This window comes from Streptomyces sp. NPDC001204 (assembly GCF_053598035.1).
The window spans coordinates 133,317-149,726 of record NZ_JBSFJL010000018.1 but is presented as its reverse complement, the minus strand read 5'-3'; the positions used below and the strand labels follow the sequence as shown (position 1 = coordinate 149,726).

The window sequence follows — 16,410 nt, the reverse complement described above, 5'->3', positions numbered from 1 at the left end:
GCCATGAGCGCTGCCACGGACGTAGGGACCGCGAGGCATGGTGCACGTCTGCCGTGGCTCGACGTGCTGCTGTCCGCGATCGCCTCCGTGAGCTGGGCGTTGATCGGCATGGCGGGCACGGCCGCGCTGGGTCTGCATCTGCTGCGGGCCGACGCGGCGGGTTCGCTCGGGCCGATGACCGCCGCGGTGGTGGCACTTGGGGCGGGTGGTTCGGTCACGCCGTCCGGTGATGTGTCCGCGTTCGGCCTGAAAGGCGCCGAGGCGCACACCGCCCTCCAGATCACGCCACTCGGGGTGAGTCTGGTCGGTGCGCTGCTGCTGTCGTGGTTCTTCCTACGGTCCTTGCGCGCGGCGGGAGTTGTGATCGCCCCGGCCGAACTCCTGGCCCGGGCGGGCGCGGTGGTGGCGCTGTTCGTGGCGGTGCTGGGCGGGCTGGCCTGGGCGGGCCACGACGTCGTCACGATCGACGGGGGCGCGCTCGGGGTCGGGAGGCTGCCGGGCGGCGCGGGATCCGGCGGCGTGAACATTCCGGGGCTCGGCGACCTGGGGAACATCGGCGGGCTCCTGCCCGACCGCATCGGCCGGCTCATCGACGCCAAGGCCGCGGTCGGCTTCACCGTCGACACGGGGCCGACCCTGCTGGGCGGGCTCGCCTGGTCGGCCGGGGTCCTGCTGATCGCCCTGCTCGCCTCACGCCGCACGCCGCTGCCGCGCGGCTGGGAGGCCGTGCACCGGGTGGTGCGGCCGGCCGTGTCGGCGCTCGTCACGGTGCTGATGGTCGCCGTGGCGGCGGGTCTCGCGGCGGCCGCGTACGCGGCGACCGGCGACGACCACCCCCGGCGCATCGCGGGCGCGGCACTGCTCGGCACCCCCAACGGGGTGTGGCTCGGCATCACGATCGGTCTCTTCGTCCCTTGGGACGGCAGGGCGACCGGCGAACTGACCGGGCTGCTGCCGGACCCGCTGGACAGGCTGCTGACGGCGCACTCCGACCAACCGGTCACGCTGTCCCGTCTGGCCGACCTGGACGGCCGGGTGTGGCTGCTGGGCGTCGCGGCGGCGCTGGCGATGCTGCTGGCGGGGGTGCTGACGGCGGTACGGACTCCGGTGGGAGCGGCGCCGGGCCGCGGCGCCCTCGGCTTCGCGGGGCGGTGCGCGCTGCGGCTGGGCGTCGCCACCGCGCTGGCGCTGCCGTTGCTCGCGTGGACGGCGGCGGTGTCGGTGGACGCGTCCTTGTCCGTCCTCGGCTTCGACGCGTTCGGCGCCGGGGTGGAACTGCGCGGGCAGCTGGGCACGGCGCTGCTGCTCGGCGCCGTGTGGGGGGCCGGCGCGGGCGCCGTGGGCGCCCTGCTGGCGAGCGCGACCGGAGCCGCCGGCAGCCGTGCGGCGCCCTTGGCACGGGGTGACAAGACCGTCGCGGAAGGGGCCGCCCCTGGGGCCGGGACCGCGGAGGAAGCCGGTCACGGGATACGGACCGCCACGAACGAGGCCGGAATGCCCGGCCGTACGAGCGGACCCGGCCCCTACGCGTCGGGGACCCCCTACGCACCAGGGGCGCCGTACCGCCCGCCGAACCCGTCCACCAACCCGTACCTGCGCCTACCGGACGAACTGCGAGCCCCGCAGGAAGCCCGTCCTGAGGAGTCCCGCCCACGGGACGCACGCCTGCCGGACGGCCGGGCGCGGTACGGCGGGGCGGAGTCCACCGAGGCGGCTGGGGCGGCCGAACCCGGGGGACGCGGCGGGGGGTGGGCTCGGCCGGCGGACTCGGGCGGGCCGCGAGGCCGGCAGGACACCAATCCGGCGAGCCGCCGTCCGCCCGACGGCCGCGGCCAGTCCGGTTGGGCAAAGCCCACCGAACCGGACGGACAAGGCGGACCAGGCAGGGGGCGGGCTCGGCCAGGCCCGCAGGACGACCGAAGCCAGTCCGGCCGGGCCCAGCCCGCCGAGCCGGAAGGGCCGGGCCGACCGGGCCCACCCGGCGGCGGACGGGACCGGCCGGCGGACTCGGGCGGACCGCGAGGCCGCCAGGACACCAATCCGGCGGATGGTCGTCCGCCTGATGGCCGAAGGCGATCCGGCCGGGCGGAGCCCGTCGAGCCGGGTGAGGCCGGCGGACCCGGCGATGGGCAGGATCGGCCGGCGGGTTCGGGGGACGACGTGTACGGGGCGCCGACGGTGGTGGGGCCTGTGCGGCCCCTCCCGCCTCCGCGGCCGCCGAAGCGGCCCCCGGGCGCGCAGGACGATGGGCCCCCTCCGCCGCCTCCGCCGCCTCCGCCCAGGCCGCCGCGGTCTCCGAAGAAGTGAGCACCGGACGGCAGGCAGGCCGTCGTCCGGTGGACACCTGTTGTTCGCTGTCCGTCAGGCGGACCTGAGGGGCAGCGGGCACTGGGTGCCGGATACGGTGGAAGCACCATGAGCGCTTCGCAGACCTCTGCCGATCCCACCCTTCTCGTCAAGATCTTCGGGAAGGACAGGCCGGGCATCACGGCCGGCCTCTTCGACACCCTCGCCGCCTACTCCGTCGACGTGGTCGACATCGAGCAGGTCGTCACCCGTGGCCGGATCGTGCTCTGCGCGCTCGTCACCCAGCCGCCCGCCTCGCTGGAGGGCGACCTGCGGGCCACCGTGCACAGCTGGGCCGAGTCGATGAAGATGCAGGCGGAGATCATCTCCGGCCGCGGCGACAACCGGCCGCGCGGCCTGGGACGCTCCCTGGTCACCGTTCTCGGCCACCCGCTCACCGCGGAGGCGACCGCCCGGATCGCCGCGCGGATCACCCGGGCCGGCGGCAACATCGACCGTATCTTCCGGCTGGCCAAGTACCCGGTGACGGCGGTGGAGTTCGCGGTGTCCGGCGTGGAGACGGAGCCGCTGCGCACCGCTCTCGCGACGGAGGCCGCGGCACTCGGTGTCGATGTCGCGGTCGTGGGGGCGGGCCTGCACCGGCGGGCCCAGCGCCTGGTCGTCATGGACGTGGACTCCACGCTCATCCAGGACGAGGTGATCGAACTGTTCGCCGGGCACGCCGGCTGCGAGGACAAGGTCGCCGAGGTGACGGCGGCGGCGATGCGCGGCGAGCTGGACTTCGAGCAGTCGCTGCACGCCCGTGTGGCCCTGCTGGAGGGGCTGGACGCCTCCGTGGTGGACAAGGTGCGCAGCGAGGTGCGCCTTACGCCGGGGGCGCGCACCCTGATCCGTACGCTCAAGCGGCTCGGTTACCAGGTCGGTGTCGTCTCGGGCGGCTTCACCCAGGTCACGGACGATCTGAAGGAACGGCTCGGGCTGGACTTCGCGCAGGCCAACACCCTGGAGATCGTCGACGGGAAGCTGACCGGCCGGGTCACCGGCGAGATCGTCGACCGGGCGGGCAAGGCGCGGCTGCTGCGCCGGTTCGCCGCCGAGGCGGGCGTTCCGCTGTCGCAGACGGTCGCGATCGGTGACGGCGCGAACGACCTGGACATGCTCAACGCGGCCGGTCTCGGGGTCGCCTTCAACGCCAAGCCGGTGGTGCGGGAGGCGGCGCACACGGCGGTGAACGTGCCGTTCCTCGACACCGTCCTCTACCTGCTCGGGGTCACCCGCGAAGAGGTCGAGGCGGCGGACGCGCACGAGGAGAGCTGAGCGGTCCGCGCCGGCCGCCTCCCGCACCGCCGTCGGACTACTCCGACGGCGCCCAGTAGTCGAGCAGCGTGGCCACACCCGGCTCCAGGGCCTTCCAGGAGCCGTCGAAGGACACCACCGCGAACGCGGCGGCCGGGAATCCACGGCGGCTCATCCGTTCGCGGGCGTCGCCCTCGGCCGAACCGGACAGCACCTCGGCAAGGCCCTGGATGCCTGGGTTGTGGCCGATGAGGATCACGCTCCGCACATCGTCCGGCGTCTCGTTGAGCACGGTGATCAGCTCGCCGGGCGAGGCGTCGTAGACCCGCTCCTCGTAGACCGTCTTCGGCCGATGCGGCAACTCGTGGACGGCGAGCTTCCAGGTCTCGCGGGTTCGGGTCGCGGTCGAGCACAGGGCCAGGTCGAAGGCGACACCGGCGTCGGCCAGTTTGCGGCCGGCGACTGCGGCGTCCTTGCGGCCCCGCTCGGCGAGTGGTCGTTCGCGGTCGGTCACCTGCGGCCAGTCGGCTTTCGCATGCCGGAAAAGGACAATCCTGCGGGGTTCTGCGACGCTCATGCGTCCCAGCTTCGCATGAAACAGGCCATGGGGCGCAGGGAGTTGACATGCGCCTTCTCAGGCGGGCGGGCGGCCCGGGACCATGAGCCGGGGACGGCGTCCGGGGCGCCCCCTTTGGGCGTCAACGGGCGAGCAGTTCCCGGGCGTGCCGGAACATCTGGGTGATCGCGGGGTCGCCGGAGGCCGCCTGTGCCTCCGCCGGGTTGCGGATCATGAGGAGCAGCGCGACGAACGCCAGCACCGGCAGGGCCAGGGCCCACCACGGCAGCCGGGACTCGACGCCGGCGTCCGTGGTCGCCGGGTGGGGCCGGGTGTGCGTACGCGCCGACATGATCGCCTCCGCTGGTCTCCGAGGTCCGTGGACCGCCTCTCGCGGTCACATCTCGAAGCTACGGAATCCGCGCTCCCCGGCCCATCCGGTGATCCACCCACTTGCCCCTGACCCTCACCCCCTAGGGGATGGGGGGTTAACCCCACCATCGACCCCGAGGACGAGCATCACCGGCCGGCGGACGTCACAGGACGCACGTACGGCGCGGGGAAAGCGGCCGCCGCCGCGGCGCGGGGCCGCGGCGGCAGGTCGGTCACGGCGCCGCGAGGGTGGCGACGATGGCGATGATCACGAAGATGGCGAAGAACGTGCCGAGGACGAACAGCATCTTCCTCTGGCCGTCCTTGGGGTTCGGGTCGAGCACAGGCTGCATGCGCCCCAGTCTCGCACCCTTCGCCCGGAACGCGGCCCGCGGGGCAGCCTCAGCGCGCCGCCTCGTCCTCCACCGTGCGGTCGCGGCCCGCCACGTAGCCGACCACCATCTGCGGCACCATCAGTCCGGCCATGAGCGCGATGGGCAGCCCCCAGCCGCCGCTGCTCTGGTACAGCACGCCGACCAGCAGCGGACCCGGGATGGAGATCAGGTAGCCGGTGCTCTGCGCGAACGCGGACAGCTGGGCCACGCCCGGACCGGTCCTGGCCCGCATGCCGACCATCGTGAGCGCGAGCGGGAAGGCGCAGTTGGCGATGCCGAGGAGCAGGGCCCAGGCCCAGGAGCCGGTGGCGGGCGCGAGATAGAGACCGGCGTAGCCGACCAGGCCGCAGGCGCCGAGCACCAGCACGATCGGGCCCTGGTGGGGCAGCCGGGTGGCCAGGCGCGGGATGACGAAGGCCAGCGGCACGCCCATCGCCATGGTGACGGCGAGGAGCAGTCCGGCCTTGCCGGCGGGGACGCCCGCGTCCCGGAAGATCTGCGCCATCCAGCCCATGGTGATGTAGGCGGCGGTGGCCTGGAGTCCGAAGAAGACGGCCAGGGCCCAGGCGGTACGGCTGCGGGCGATGCGCAGCGCCGGGGCCTGCGCCTCCCGCGCGCGGGCCGTTTCCCCGGACGCGGCTCCGGTGTGGGCCGGCGCCTGCGCGGTGGTACGGGACCGGTCCCGTACCACCGGCAGCCACGGCAGCACCGCCACCGCGGCGAGCAGGGCCCACACGGAGAGGCCCGACCGCCAGTTGCCGCCGAGCGCCCCGGTCAGCGGCACGGTCACCGCGGCGGCGGCCGAGGTGCCGAGGGCGAGGGCCATCGAGTACAGGCCGGTCATGGTGCCGACCCGGTCGGGGAACCAGCGCTTGACGATGACCGGCATCAGGACGTTGCTGACGGCGATGCCCATGAGGGCCAGCGCGCTGGCGGCGACGAACGCGGCCGTGCTGCCCACGTAGGGCCGAATCGCCAGTCCGGCGGCGATGGCGACCATGCCCGAGCACACCACGGCGGCCGGTCCGAAGCGGCGGGCCAGCCGGGGTGCCATGACGCCGAAGACGGCGAAGCAGAGCGGGGGCACGGAGGTGAGCACTCCGGCGACGCTGCCGCTCATGCCGAGCCCGTGGCGCACCTCCTCCAGGAGCGCGCCGAGGCTGGTGATGGCGGGGCGGAGGTTCAGTGCGGTCAGCACGAGTCCGACGACGACCAGGCGCGTGGTCCACGCGCGCGTGGCGCCGCCACCGGGCGCTCGTCGTCCGTGCGGTTCCGGCTCCGGAATGTCCCGGGAACCGGTGGTCGCGGCCGGGACGCGTTCGGTCGTCTGTGTCGTCGTGCGGGTCGTTTCCTCGCGTGGCATGAGAACCATCATAGAATGATGGGATGATTGGTTGTCGACGCCTCGGGGTCCTGACCCCGGGTCCCGCGTGCGAAGGTGTGCCATGCCGCTGAACCATCCGCGCCGGTCGGCGCTGTCCGAACAGGTCATCGCCGCCCTGCGCAGCCAGATCACCACGGGCGAGTGGCCGGTCGGCTCCCGCATCCCGACGGAGCCGGAGCTGGTGGAGCAGCTCGGTGTGGCCCGCAACACGGTCCGCGAGGCGGTCCGGGCACTGGCCCACAACGGTCTGCTGGACATCCGCCAGGGTTCGGGCACGTACGTCGTGGCGACCAGCGAGCTGGCGGGCGTGATGCACCGCAGGTTCGCCGAGGCCGATCCGCGGCACATCGCCGAGCTGCGTTCCGCGCTGGAGTCGGCCGCGGCCGGGCTGGCCGCCGAGCGGCGCACCGAGAAGGACCTCAAGCAGCTCCACGCGCAGTTCCTGCGCCGCGAGCAGGCCTGGGAGTCCGGTGACACGGAGGCGTTCGTGACCGCGGACGCCACGTTCCACCTGGCGGTGGTGGCCGCGTCCCACAACGACGTGATGACGGCGACGTACGCGGATCTGGGCGAGGTGCTGCGGGACTGGCTGCGCGCGGACGTCGGCGCGGAACTGACGCCGGACACGTACATGGACCACACCCGGCTGCTCGACGCGATCCGCGAGGGCGACGCCGAGACGGCCGCCGCCGAGGCCGCGAGCTACGCGCTGCTGTGCCGTACGGGCCGGATCACTTCGCCCGCTGGTGAGTGATCCAGGCCGAGCGCACCTCTTTCCAGCAGCGGCCGGTCAGCCGCACGGTCTGCGCGGGTTCCGCGGCCACCGGGGAGCCGTCGCTGCCGATGTCCCACCAGTCGTCGCACTCGACGTGCAGGCTGACACGGTCGGTCCCGGGATACGGGTTGTGGCAGTACGCGGTCACCTCGGAGCCGGAGACGGTGGTGCGGCAGCCGGCGCCGAACGGCTCCTGCGCCGCGGGCGGACCGGCACGCGCGCGTGTGTCAGGCGTCGACCCGTACGGCAGCGACAGCGCGAGGGCGACGGCCACGATCAGTGGGGCCGCGCCGCGGAGCAGACGCACACCGGAACCTCCTCGGCCGTCCTGCGAAGGAGAACGCGAGGTGAGGGCGGACTTTCAGCGTGCACACCCGGCGCGTCGCCTGCCCGGCCGAGTGCCCCGACCGGGTGAACCGTCCAACCGGCCGCGGAGGACAACCCCGGGCAACGGCGGAGGGCCCGCACCCCCTCGGGGGTACGGGCCCTCACACGTCGCTGAGGCTCAGCGGCAGCGTCACGCGCCGATGGCGTGCAGACCGCCGTCGACGTGGATGATCTCGCCGGTGGTCTTCGGGAACCAGTCGCTCAGCAGGGCCACGATGCCGCGACCGGCCGGCTCGGGGTCCTTCAGGTCCCACTCCAGCGGGGCACGGGTGTCCCACACCGAGGCCAGCTCGCCGAAGCCCGGGATGGACTTGGCGGCCATGGAGCCGATCGGGCCCGCGGAGATGAGGTTGCAGCGGATGTTCTGCTTGCCCAGGTCGCGCGCCATGTAGCGGCTGGTCGCCTCCAGGGCGGCCTTGGCCGGGCCCATCCAGTCGTACTGCGGCCAGGCGTACTGGGCGTCGAAGGTCAGGCCGACGACCGAGCCGCCGTTCTGCATCAGCGGCAGGCAGGCCATGGTCAGCGACTTCAGGGAGAACGCCGAGACGTGCATGGCGGTGGAGACCGACTCGAACGGCGTGTTGAGGAAGTTGCCGCCCAGCGCGTCCTGCGGCGCGAAGCCGATGGAGTGGACGACGCCGTCGAGGCCGCCGAGCTCCTCGCCGACGATGTCGGCCAGGCGGCCCAGGTGCTCGTCGTTGGTGACGTCGAGCTCGATGACCTTGGTCGGCTTCGGGAGCTTCTTGGCGATGCGCTCGGTCAGCGTGGGCCGCGGGAAGGCGGTGAGGATGATCTCCGCGCCCTGCTCCTGGGCCAGCTTGGCGGCGTGGAAGGCGATGGAGGACTCCATCAGCACACCGGTGATCAGGACGCGCTTGCCCTCGAGGATTCCGCTCATGGTGATCAGTGACCCATTCCCAGTCCGCCGTCAACGGGAATGACGGCTCCAGTGATGTACGAGGCGTCGTCCGAGGCGAGGAACCGCACCGCCGCGGCGATCTCCTCGGGCTGGGCGTACCGGCCGAGCGGCACCTGCCCCATGATGTTCTCGCGCTGTTCGTCGGAGAGCGCCCGAGTCATGTCGGTGTCGACGAAACCGGGGGCGACGACGTTGAAGGTGATGTTGCGCGAACCCAGCTCACGGGCGAGGGACCGCGCGAAGCCGACCAGGCCGGCCTTGGAGGCGGCGTAGTTGGCCTGGCCCGCCGAGCCGAGCAGGCCGACCACCGAGGAGATCAGCACGACACGGCCCTTCTTGGCGCGCAGCATGCCGCGGTTGGCCCGCTTGACGACCCGGAAGGTGCCGGTGAGGTTGGTCTCGAGGACCGAGGTGAAGTCCTCCTCGGACATGCGCATCAGGAGCTGGTCCTTGGTGACGCCGGCGTTGGCGACGAGGACCTCGACGGGGCCGTGCGCGGCCTCGATCTCCTTGTAGGCCTGCTCCACCTGCTCGGAGTCGGTGATGTCGCACCTGACGGCGAGGCAGCCCATTTCCTTGAGGGCGGCCGGCGGCTCCCCCGAACGGTAGGTGATGGCGACCTTGTCGCCGGCGTCGGCGAACGCGCGGGCGATGGCGAGGCCGATCCCCCGGTTGCCTCCGGTGACGAGAACCGAGCGGCTCAACGGATCACCCTTTCGATAGCGGTCTGAAGCATTCCGACAACCCGCCCGAACACCTCGATGACAGGCGGCTTCACCGAAAACCTATCGGTCCGGCCACGCCACCGGGCAATCGGGCACCGACAGTGGCTCTCCCCGGCTCCTGTCGGGTTCCTACAGTCGGAACGTCGTGGCCGGTCCGCCGTGCCGGGACGTTCGCCGAAGGGTCCGCTCGTCCCCGTGTCACTTACTCGGAGGAACACGACGCGTGGGACGTGATTCACTGCCCGCGACGGCCATCACAGGAGAGCGCCTCGAAGGGAAGCCCGCCCGTGCCCCACGAAGTCGATCAGTCGTTCCTCGCCCTGCCCCTACGCCCCCTCGCCGACGCCGCCCTGGCACGCGCGCGTTCACTGGGGGCCGAGCACGCGGACTTCCGGTTCGAGCGGGTGCGCGGTGCGTCCTGGCGGCTCAGGGACACCCGGCTCGCCGGGTCGTCGGACACCACCGACCTGGGATACGCGGTGCGCGTCGTGCACGGCGGGACCTGGGGGTTCGCCTCCGGGGTGGACCTGACGCCGGACGCGGCAGCCAAGGTCGCCTCACGGGCGGTCGCGATGGCCAAGCTGTCGGCGCAGGTCATCAAGGCCGCGGGGTCCGACGAGTATGTGAGGCTGGCGGACGAGCCGGTGCACGGGGAGAGGACCTGGGTGTCCTCGTACGGGATCGACCCCTTCACCGTGCCCGACGAGGAGAAGGCGGGGCTGCTCGCCGAGTGGAGCGCGCGGCTGCTCGCGGCCGACGGCGTCGACCATGTCGACGCCTCACTGCTGACCGTGCACGAGAACAAGTTCTACGCCGACACCGCCGGGACCGTGACCACGCAGCAGCGGGTGCGGCTGCATCCGCAGCTGACCGCCGTGTCGGTGGACGAGTCCAGCGGCGAGTTCGACTCGATGCGCACCCTCGCCCCGCCCGTCGGGCGCGGCTGGGAGTACCTCACCGGGACCGGCTGGGACTGGGAGGACGAGCTGGAGCGGATTCCCGGGCTGCTCGCCGAGAAGATGCGCGCGCCGAGCGTCGAGGCGGGCGTCTACGACCTGGTCGTCGACCCCTCCAACCTGTGGCTGACCATCCACGAGTCCATCGGCCACGCCACCGAGCTGGACCGGGCCCTCGGCTACGAGGCCGCCTACGCCGGCACCTCCTTCGCCACCTTCGACCAGCTGGGCAAGCTGAAGTACGGCTCCGAGCTGATGAACGTCACCGGCGACCGCACCGCCGAGCACGGCCTGGCCACCGTCGGCTACGACGACGAGGGCGTCGAGGCGCAGTCCTGGGACCTGGTCAGGGACGGCACGCTGGTCGGCTACCAGCTGGACCGCAGGATCGCGCAGCTGACCGGGTTCGAGCGGTCCAACGGGTGCGCCTTCGCCGACTCCCCCGGCCATGTGCCCGTGCAGCGCATGGCGAACGTGTCGCTCCAGCCCGACCCGGCCGGGCTGTCGACCGAGGATCTCATCGGGAGCGTCGACCGCGGGATCTACGTCGTCGGGGACCGGTCCTGGTCGATCGACATGCAGCGCTACAACTTCCAGTTCACGGGTCAGCGGGCGTACCGGATCCGCGACGGCCGCCTCGACGGGCAGGTCCGCGACTTCGCCTACCAGGGGATCACGCCCCAGTTCTGGGGCTCCATGGCGGCCGTGGGCGGACCGCAGACGTATGTCCTGGGCGGCGCCTTCAACTGCGGCAAGGCCCAGCCGGGCCAGATCGCGGCGGTCTCGCACGGCTGCCCGTCGGCACTCTTCAAGGGCGTCAACATTCTGAACACCACGCAGGAGGCCGGTCGATGAGCGTCGGTTTCGGAGCCGGCCGGGGGTCCGGGGGTTGTCCCCCGGAAAAGCACAGTCTCAACACCACGCAGGAGGCCGGTCGATGAGCCCGCGTAGCAGAAAGCCGCACGAGGTCGTCGAGCGCGCCCTCGCACTGTCCCGGGCCGACGGGTGCGTCGTGATCGCCGACGAGCAGTCCACCGCCAATCTGCGCTGGGCGGGCAACGCGCTGACCACGAACGGTGTCACACGCGGGCGCACCCTCACCGTGATCGCGACCGTCGACGGCCGGGAGGGCACCGCCTCGGGCGTGGTGTCGAGGGCCGCCGTGACCGAGGACGAGCTGGAGCCGCTGGTGCGGGCCGCGGAGGCCGCCGCGCGCGGGGCCGGGCCCGCCGAGGACGCCCAGCCGCTGGTCACGGACGTACCGCGGTCCCCGGGCTTCACCGACGCGCCCGCCGAGACCTCCTCCGCGGTGTTCGCGGACTTCGCGCCGGCGCTCGGCGAGTCGTTCGCACGCGCGCGTGCCGGTGGCCGCGAACTGTACGGCTTCGCCAACCACGAGATGGTGTCGACGTACCTGGGCACGTCGACGGGCCTGCGGCTGCGCCACGACCAGCCGGCCGGGACGCTGGAGCTGAACGCCAAGTCCCCGGACCGCACCCGCTCGGCGTGGACCGGGCGGTCCACGCGGGACTTCAAGGACGTCGACCCGGCGGCGCTGGACGCGGAGCTGGCCGTACGGCTCGGCTGGGCGGAGCGCCGGATCGAGCTGCCCGCGGGGCGGTACGAGACGCTGCTGCCGCCGACGGCGGTCGCCGATCTGCTGATCTACCAGATCTGGTCGTCCTCGGGCCGGGACGCCGCCGAGGGGCGCACGGTGTTCTCCAAGCCGGGCGGCGGCACCCGCGTCGGCGAGAAGCTGACCGAGCTTCCGCTGACGCTGCGCAGCGATCCGGACGAGCCCGGCCTGGAGTGCGCGCCGTTCGTGGTGGCGCACTCCTCCGGGGAAGACAGGTCGGTGTTCGACAACGGACTGCCCGTGCACGCCACCGAGTGGATCGGCGGCGGCGAGCTGCGGCATCTGCTGACCACCCGGCACAGCGCGGGCCTGACCGGCCTGCCGCTCGCCCCGTCGGCCGGGAACCTGATCCTCGACGGGGGTGGCGATCGCTCCCTGGAGGAGATGGTCGCGGGCACCGAGCGCGGGCTGCTGCTCACCTGTCTGTGGTACATCCGCGAGGTGGACCCCGCGACGCTGCTGCTCACGGGCCTGACCCGGGACGGCGTGTACCTCGTGGAGAACGGCGAGGTGACCGGCGGGGTCAACAACTTCCGGTTCAACGAGTCGCCGGTGGACCTGCTGGGAAGGGCGACCGAGGCCGGGCGGACCGAGAAGACGCTGCCCAGGGAGTGGAGCGACTACTTCACCCGGGCCGCGATGCCGGCGCTGCGCGTCCCGGAATTCAACATGAGCTCTGTCAGCCAGGGCGTATAACCTCGTAGTCGGCTGTCACCCGACTGCCCGAAGAGCACCGAGCTCGCACCGAGCTCGCACCGAGCTTCATCTAGGAGACACGAGAACCGTGACGGACATCGTCGACGAGCTGAAGTGGCGTGGGCTGTTCGCCCTCTCCACCGACGAGGACGCTTTGCGCAAGACGCTCGCGGACGGTCCCGTCACGTTCTATTGCGGCTTCGACCCGACGGCGCCGTCACTGCACGTGGGGCACCTGGTGCAGGTGCTCACCGTGCGCCGGCTCCAGCAGGCCGGGCACCGGCCGCTGGCGCTGGTCGGCGGGGCCACGGGCCTGATCGGCGACCCCCGTCCGACCGCCGAGCGCACGCTGAACGACCCGGAGACGGTGGCCGGCTGGGTGGACCGGCTGCGCGGCCAGATCGAGCCGTTCCTGTCCTTCGAGGGCGAGAACGCCGCCGTGATGGTGAACAACCTCGACTGGACGCAGGGCCTGTCCGCGATCGAGTTCCTGCGGGACATCGGCAAGCACTTCCGGGTCAACAAGATGCTGACGAAGGACTCCGTCGCCCGCCGTCTGGAGTCCGACCAGGGCATCAGCTACACCGAGTTCAGCTACCAGATCCTCCAGGGCATGGACTTCCTCCAGCTCTACCGGAGGTACGGCTGCGCGCTCCAGCAGGGCGGCAGCGACCAGTGGGGCAACCTCACGGCGGGCCTCGACCTGATCCACCGGCTGGAGCCGGACGCGGCGGTGCACGCGCTCGCGACGCCGTTGATGACGAAGGCGGACGGCACCAAGTTCGGCAAGACCGAGGGCGGCGCGGTCTGGCTCGACGCGGAGATGACGACGCCGTACGCGTTCTACCAGTTCTGGCTGAACGTGGACGACCGGGACATCTCCCGCTACATGCGCATCCTGTCCTTCAAGTCCCGCGAGGAACTGGAGGAGCTGGAGCGGCAGACCGAGGAGCGTCCGCAGGCCCGGGCCGCGCAGCGCGCGCTGGCCGAGGAGCTGACGACGCTGGTGCACGGCGCCGAGCAGACGGCCGCCGTGATCGCCGCGTCCAGGGCTCTGTTCGGCCAGGGCGAGCTGACCGGGCTGGACGAGCGGACCCTGACCGCGGCGCTGTCGGAGGTCCCGCACGCCCAGGTCACCGAGCTGGGCCCGGTGGTCGACCTGTTCGCCGAGGTCGGCCTGGTGCCCAGCAAGTCGGCCGCGCGCCGCACGGTGAAGGAGGGCGGCGCCTACGTGAACAACGTCAAGGTCACCGCCGAGGACGCGGTCCCGGCCACGGAGGACCTGCTGCACGGCCGCTGGCTGGTGCTGCGCCGGGGCAAGAAGAACCTGGCGGCGGTCGAGGTCACGAGCGGCTGAGTCCGCGCATGAGGCCAGGCGCGAAGGGGGCGGCCCACCCGGGATTCCGGGTGGGCCGCCCCCTTCGGCCGTCCTTCCACCGCCCCTCGGCCCGTGCGCCCGCGCTATGCCCGCTGGGCATCCTGCCGCTTCTTGTTGCCCCACAGCGCCATGTACGCCATGTCGCCGACGAAGACGATGATGATCGCGGCCACGAGCTGGAAGAAGTGCCTGCTCCAGTCGATGCCGCGGGTCGAGGCGACACCGGCCGCGCGGGCCACCGCGTTGCCGACGATCGCGCCGAGCATGCCGAAGATCGTGGTCAGCCAGATGGGGCTGTGCTGCTTGCCCGGGATGATCGCCTTCGCGATCAGCCCCAGCACGAAACCCACGATGATCGCCCACAACCAGCCCATGGCTGCCTCCTCGTCCGGCTCTACATGAGCATTACGCCCAGTGTCGGGGCGGCTTCCGTGCGTCGCACGTCGGGTGCGGCCGCCGGAACGTCCTGGGGCGGCCCGCGGGACGGAGCCGGCGCCGTTCGTGCAGGCAGAACGGCGGCCCCGGTCTCGTAGGCGGTGGGAACGCGGCGTAACGTGTAGTTCGTGCGGTCGTTGTCCCGACCGGTCCAGGACCGGAACGCGGGCCGGGGAGTTGTCCGATACGGACGAATGGTGGACAGGTGATGCGGAAACAGCACGGCGAGGGCAACGCCCAGGTGTTCCGGATCACGGGAGCCCGGACGGGCCTTCAGGAGGATGTGCGCGGCCGGCAGCGCCGGTACGTCATCTCGATGTCGATCCGTACGGCGTCGGTGATCCTCGCGGTGGCGCTGTGGAACGTCGAGCGGTATGTGGCGATCGTGGCGCTGGTGCTCGGAGCGGTACTGCCCTACGTCGCCGTGGTGATCGCGAACGCGGGGCGGGAGGGCGCGCCCAAACTGCCGTCGACGTTCGTCACCATGCCGTCGAAGCCGATGATCACGCCGCCGCGGAGCGACGACGATTTCGCCCGGTCCGCCACGGACGACACCGCGGGCGACAGCGCGGCCGGCGCGGCGCGCGAGCCGCGTGACGGGGCTTGACCTGGCGCGTCGGCGCGGCCGCACGGCGGCTTTCCCGGAAGCTCAAGAAACGCTCAGATCAATCATGTTGTTCCGGTGCCGGGCGGCGGGTTACCCGTGACATACTTCGTACGCGCTCCGCATCCCCCGTCGGAGCGACAGACCGACGCCGGGCAGCTCCCCCCGTGGCTGCTCGGCGTCGCCTTGTGTGCAGTGGCTGTGAGACGAACCCGTGACTGACGAAACCCCGATCTGCTCCGCCAAGAGCTGCCATGCCGCCGCGGTGTGGGTGCTGGCCTGGAACAACCCGAAGATCCACACACCCGAGCGCCGCAAGACGTGGCTGGCGTGCGAGGAGCACAGGGAGCACCTGTCGCAGTTCCTCGGTGTGCGGGGCTTTCTGAAGGACGTGGTCCCCTTCAGCGAGTGGGAAGCGCCGGACAGGCCCTAGCCGTGCCCTAGCCGCCGATCGCCGACATCGGCCGCTCCGGCTGGACGAACGACGGGTCGTCCAGGCCCGCTCCCGCCTTCTTGCCCCACATCGCCACCCGCCATATGCGGGCGATCTCCTCGTCGGGGGCGCCGGAGCGCAGGGCGGCGCGCAGGTCGGTCTCCTCGGTGGCGAACAGGCAGGTGCGGATCTGGCCGTCGGCCGTGAGCCGGGTGCGGTCGCAGGCGGCGCAGAACGGGCGGGTCACCGAGGCGATCACGCCGACGCGGTGCGGGCCGCCGTCCACGATCCAGCGCTCGGCCGGCGCCGAGCCGCGCTCCCCGGCGTCCTCGGGGGTCAGCTCGAAACGGGTGCCCAGCGAGGTCAGGATCTCGGCCGCGGTCACCATGCCCTCGCGCTTCCAGCCGTGCTGGGCGTCCAGGGGCATCTGCTCGATGAAGCGGAGCTCGTAGTCGTGCTCCACCGCCCAGGCCAGAAGGTCCGGGGCCTCATCCGCGTTCAGGTCACGCATCAGGACGGTGTTGACCTTCAGCGGGGTCAGGCCGGCCTCCCGGGCGGCTTCGAGGCCCTCGATGACGTCCTTGTGCCGGTCCCGGCGGGTGAGCGCCTTGAAGACGTCCGGGCGCAGGGTGTCCAGGGAGACGTTGACCCGGTCCAGGCCGGCGGCCCTCAGAGCGGTCGCCGTGCGCTTCAGTCCGATGCCGTTGGTGGTGAGGGACGTCTGCGGGCGGGGGTCCAGCGCCGCGACGCGCTCGACGATGCCGACCAGGCCGGGGCGCAGCAGGGGTTCGCCGCCGGTGAAGCGGACCTCCCTGATGCCGAGGGAGGTGACGGCGATGTCGATCAGGCGGACGATCTCGTCGTCGGTGAGCAGGCTCGGCTTGGCCAGCCACTGCAGCCCTTCCTCGGGCATGCAGTACGTACAGCGCAGATTGCACCGGTCGGTCAGCGAGACTCTCAGGTCGGTGGCCACCCGGCCGTAGGTGTCGATGAGCATGTGGCCCCCTCCCTCGTCCCGGATCCATGTGGCGCACCACTCGAAGTTGTCGTCATCTGCGAGCCTACGTGACACCACTGACAACGACAGCGCCGGAAGTCACGAGATACGGCGCGGCCGCGTCGTAGGGATCTACGATCCCCGCGACGCGGCCGCCTC

General features: G+C 72.1%; 17 protein-coding genes. 8 read left to right on the top strand and 9 right to left on the bottom strand.

Features of this window, described 5'->3' with window-relative positions:
- The first annotated feature begins 3 nt into the window (after positions 1 to 3).
- Both ACWC91_RS24295 and serB read left to right on the top strand, forming a co-directional pair.
- Complete coding sequence (locus tag ACWC91_RS24295; protein ID WP_450641608.1) at positions 4 to 2,307, top strand: streptophobe family protein; 2,304 nt, start codon at positions 4 to 6, stop codon at positions 2,305 to 2,307.
- Positions 2,308 to 2,415: 108 nt separating this feature from the next.
- Positions 2,416 to 3,624, top strand: coding sequence for a phosphoserine phosphatase SerB (gene serB / locus ACWC91_RS24290; RefSeq protein WP_225074037.1), 1,209 nt, complete (start codon positions 2,416 to 2,418; stop codon positions 3,622 to 3,624).
- A 37-nt stretch (positions 3,625 to 3,661) separates the two neighbouring features.
- On the opposite strand, the gene ACWC91_RS24285 is transcribed toward serB, so the two are convergent.
- From ACWC91_RS24285 to ACWC91_RS24270, 4 genes are all read right to left on the bottom strand, one after another.
- Entirely contained in the window at positions 3,662 to 4,180 is a 519-nt protein-coding gene (locus ACWC91_RS24285) for a SixA phosphatase family protein (RefSeq protein ID WP_225074038.1), read from the bottom strand.
- 121 nt (positions 4,181 to 4,301) lie between these two features.
- On the bottom strand, positions 4,302 to 4,511 hold the full coding sequence (locus ACWC91_RS24280) for a hypothetical protein (protein WP_281154796.1): 210 nt from the start codon (positions 4,509 to 4,511) through the stop codon (positions 4,302 to 4,304).
- Between the two features lie 253 nt (positions 4,512 to 4,764).
- Positions 4,765 to 4,884, bottom strand: coding sequence for an SGM_5486 family transporter-associated protein (locus tag ACWC91_RS24275; protein ID WP_263637344.1), 120 nt, complete (start codon positions 4,882 to 4,884; stop codon positions 4,765 to 4,767).
- 49 nt (positions 4,885 to 4,933) lie between these two features.
- Positions 4,934 to 6,289 carry a CynX/NimT family MFS transporter gene (locus tag ACWC91_RS24270; RefSeq protein ID WP_225074040.1) on the bottom strand — a complete coding sequence of 452 codons (1,356 nt, stop codon included), beginning with the start codon at positions 6,287 to 6,289 and terminating at the stop codon, positions 4,934 to 4,936.
- An 82-nt stretch (positions 6,290 to 6,371) separates the two neighbouring features.
- On the opposite strand from ACWC91_RS24270, the gene ACWC91_RS24265 reads away from it, so the two are divergent.
- Positions 6,372 to 7,064, top strand: coding sequence for a FadR/GntR family transcriptional regulator (locus tag ACWC91_RS24265; protein ID WP_225074041.1), 693 nt, complete (start codon positions 6,372 to 6,374; stop codon positions 7,062 to 7,064).
- Here ACWC91_RS24265 and ACWC91_RS24260 read toward each other — a convergent pair.
- From ACWC91_RS24260 to fabG, 3 genes are all read right to left on the bottom strand, one after another.
- Positions 7,042 to 7,392 carry a hypothetical protein gene (locus ACWC91_RS24260; RefSeq protein ID WP_225074042.1) on the bottom strand — a complete coding sequence of 117 codons (351 nt, stop codon included), beginning with the start codon at positions 7,390 to 7,392 and terminating at the stop codon, positions 7,042 to 7,044. The genes ACWC91_RS24265 and ACWC91_RS24260 overlap by 23 nt on opposite strands.
- A gap of 210 nt (positions 7,393 to 7,602) precedes the next feature.
- Positions 7,603 to 8,370 (bottom strand): enoyl-ACP reductase FabI, encoded by a 768-nt coding sequence (gene fabI / locus ACWC91_RS24255; RefSeq protein ID WP_141362248.1) that lies wholly within the window; start codon positions 8,368 to 8,370, stop codon positions 7,603 to 7,605.
- A gap of 5 nt (positions 8,371 to 8,375) precedes the next feature.
- Positions 8,376 to 9,095: a 3-oxoacyl-[acyl-carrier-protein] reductase gene (gene fabG / locus ACWC91_RS24250; RefSeq protein ID WP_225074043.1), complete on the bottom strand. Its 720-nt coding sequence runs from the start codon at positions 9,093 to 9,095 to the stop codon at positions 8,376 to 8,378.
- 308 nt (positions 9,096 to 9,403) lie between these two features.
- Here fabG and ACWC91_RS24245 point away from each other — a divergent pair, with 308 nt between their 5' ends.
- The 3 genes from ACWC91_RS24245 (at position 9,404) to tyrS (ending at position 13,761) form a co-directional block, all read left to right on the top strand.
- On the top strand, positions 9,404 to 10,927 hold the full coding sequence (locus ACWC91_RS24245; protein WP_450641613.1) for a TldD/PmbA family protein: 1,524 nt from the start codon (positions 9,404 to 9,406) through the stop codon (positions 10,925 to 10,927).
- Positions 10,928 to 11,009: 82 nt separating this feature from the next.
- Positions 11,010 to 12,404, top strand: a complete 1,395-nt coding sequence (locus ACWC91_RS24240) for a metallopeptidase TldD-related protein (RefSeq protein WP_450641614.1) — start codon at positions 11,010 to 11,012, stop codon at positions 12,402 to 12,404.
- 88 nt (positions 12,405 to 12,492) lie between these two features.
- Entirely contained in the window at positions 12,493 to 13,761 is a 1,269-nt protein-coding gene (tyrS, locus tag ACWC91_RS24235) for a tyrosine--tRNA ligase (RefSeq protein ID WP_225074046.1), read from the top strand.
- A 104-nt stretch (positions 13,762 to 13,865) separates the two neighbouring features.
- Here tyrS and ACWC91_RS24230 read toward each other — a convergent pair whose 3' ends face one another.
- Entirely contained in the window at positions 13,866 to 14,156 is a 291-nt protein-coding gene (locus tag ACWC91_RS24230; protein WP_141362238.1) for a GlsB/YeaQ/YmgE family stress response membrane protein, read from the bottom strand.
- Between the two features lie 269 nt (positions 14,157 to 14,425).
- Here ACWC91_RS24230 and ACWC91_RS24225 point away from each other — a divergent pair, with 269 nt between their 5' ends.
- Positions 14,426 to 14,824 carry a DUF3099 domain-containing protein gene (locus ACWC91_RS24225; RefSeq protein ID WP_225074048.1) on the top strand — a complete coding sequence of 133 codons (399 nt, stop codon included), beginning with the start codon at positions 14,426 to 14,428 and terminating at the stop codon, positions 14,822 to 14,824.
- A 211-nt stretch (positions 14,825 to 15,035) separates the two neighbouring features.
- Positions 15,036 to 15,254, top strand: coding sequence for a hypothetical protein (locus tag ACWC91_RS24220; RefSeq protein WP_225074049.1), 219 nt, complete (start codon positions 15,036 to 15,038; stop codon positions 15,252 to 15,254).
- 7 nt (positions 15,255 to 15,261) lie between these two features.
- On the opposite strand, the gene moaA is transcribed toward ACWC91_RS24220, so the two are convergent.
- Complete coding sequence (gene moaA / locus ACWC91_RS24215) at positions 15,262 to 16,251, bottom strand: GTP 3',8-cyclase MoaA (protein ID WP_225074050.1); 990 nt, start codon at positions 16,249 to 16,251, stop codon at positions 15,262 to 15,264.
- Positions 16,252 to 16,410 lie beyond the last annotated feature (159 nt).

What these genes read in the sequence shown, in the direction of transcription:
- ACWC91_RS24295 (WP_450641608.1), top strand. Translation starts at nt 4, where the DNA reads ATGAGCGCTGCCACGGACGTAGGGACCGCGAGGCATGGTGCACGTCTG.
- serB (WP_225074037.1), top strand. Translation starts at nt 2,416, where the DNA reads ATGAGCGCTTCGCAGACCTCTGCCGATCCCACCCTTCTCGTCAAGATC.
- ACWC91_RS24285 (WP_225074038.1), bottom strand. Translation starts at nt 4,180, where the DNA reads ATGAGCGTCGCAGAACCCCGCAGGATTGTCCTTTTCCGGCATGCGAAA.
- ACWC91_RS24280 (WP_281154796.1), bottom strand. Translation starts at nt 4,511, where the DNA reads ATGTCGGCGCGTACGCACACCCGGCCCCACCCGGCGACCACGGACGCC.
- ACWC91_RS24275 (WP_263637344.1), bottom strand. Translation starts at nt 4,884, where the DNA reads ATGCAGCCTGTGCTCGACCCGAACCCCAAGGACGGCCAGAGGAAGATG.
- ACWC91_RS24270 (WP_225074040.1), bottom strand. Translation starts at nt 6,289, where the DNA reads ATGCCACGCGAGGAAACGACCCGCACGACGACACAGACGACCGAACGC.
- ACWC91_RS24265 (WP_225074041.1), top strand. Translation starts at nt 6,372, where the DNA reads ATGCCGCTGAACCATCCGCGCCGGTCGGCGCTGTCCGAACAGGTCATC.
- fabI (WP_141362248.1), bottom strand. Translation starts at nt 8,370, where the DNA reads ATGAGCGGAATCCTCGAGGGCAAGCGCGTCCTGATCACCGGTGTGCTG.
- ACWC91_RS24240 (WP_450641614.1), top strand. Translation starts at nt 11,010, where the DNA reads ATGAGCCCGCGTAGCAGAAAGCCGCACGAGGTCGTCGAGCGCGCCCTC.
- ACWC91_RS24230 (WP_141362238.1), bottom strand. Translation starts at nt 14,156, where the DNA reads ATGGGCTGGTTGTGGGCGATCATCGTGGGTTTCGTGCTGGGGCTGATC.
- ACWC91_RS24225 (WP_225074048.1), top strand. Translation starts at nt 14,426, where the DNA reads ATGCGGAAACAGCACGGCGAGGGCAACGCCCAGGTGTTCCGGATCACG.
- moaA (WP_225074050.1), bottom strand. Translation starts at nt 16,251, where the DNA reads ATGCTCATCGACACCTACGGCCGGGTGGCCACCGACCTGAGAGTCTCG.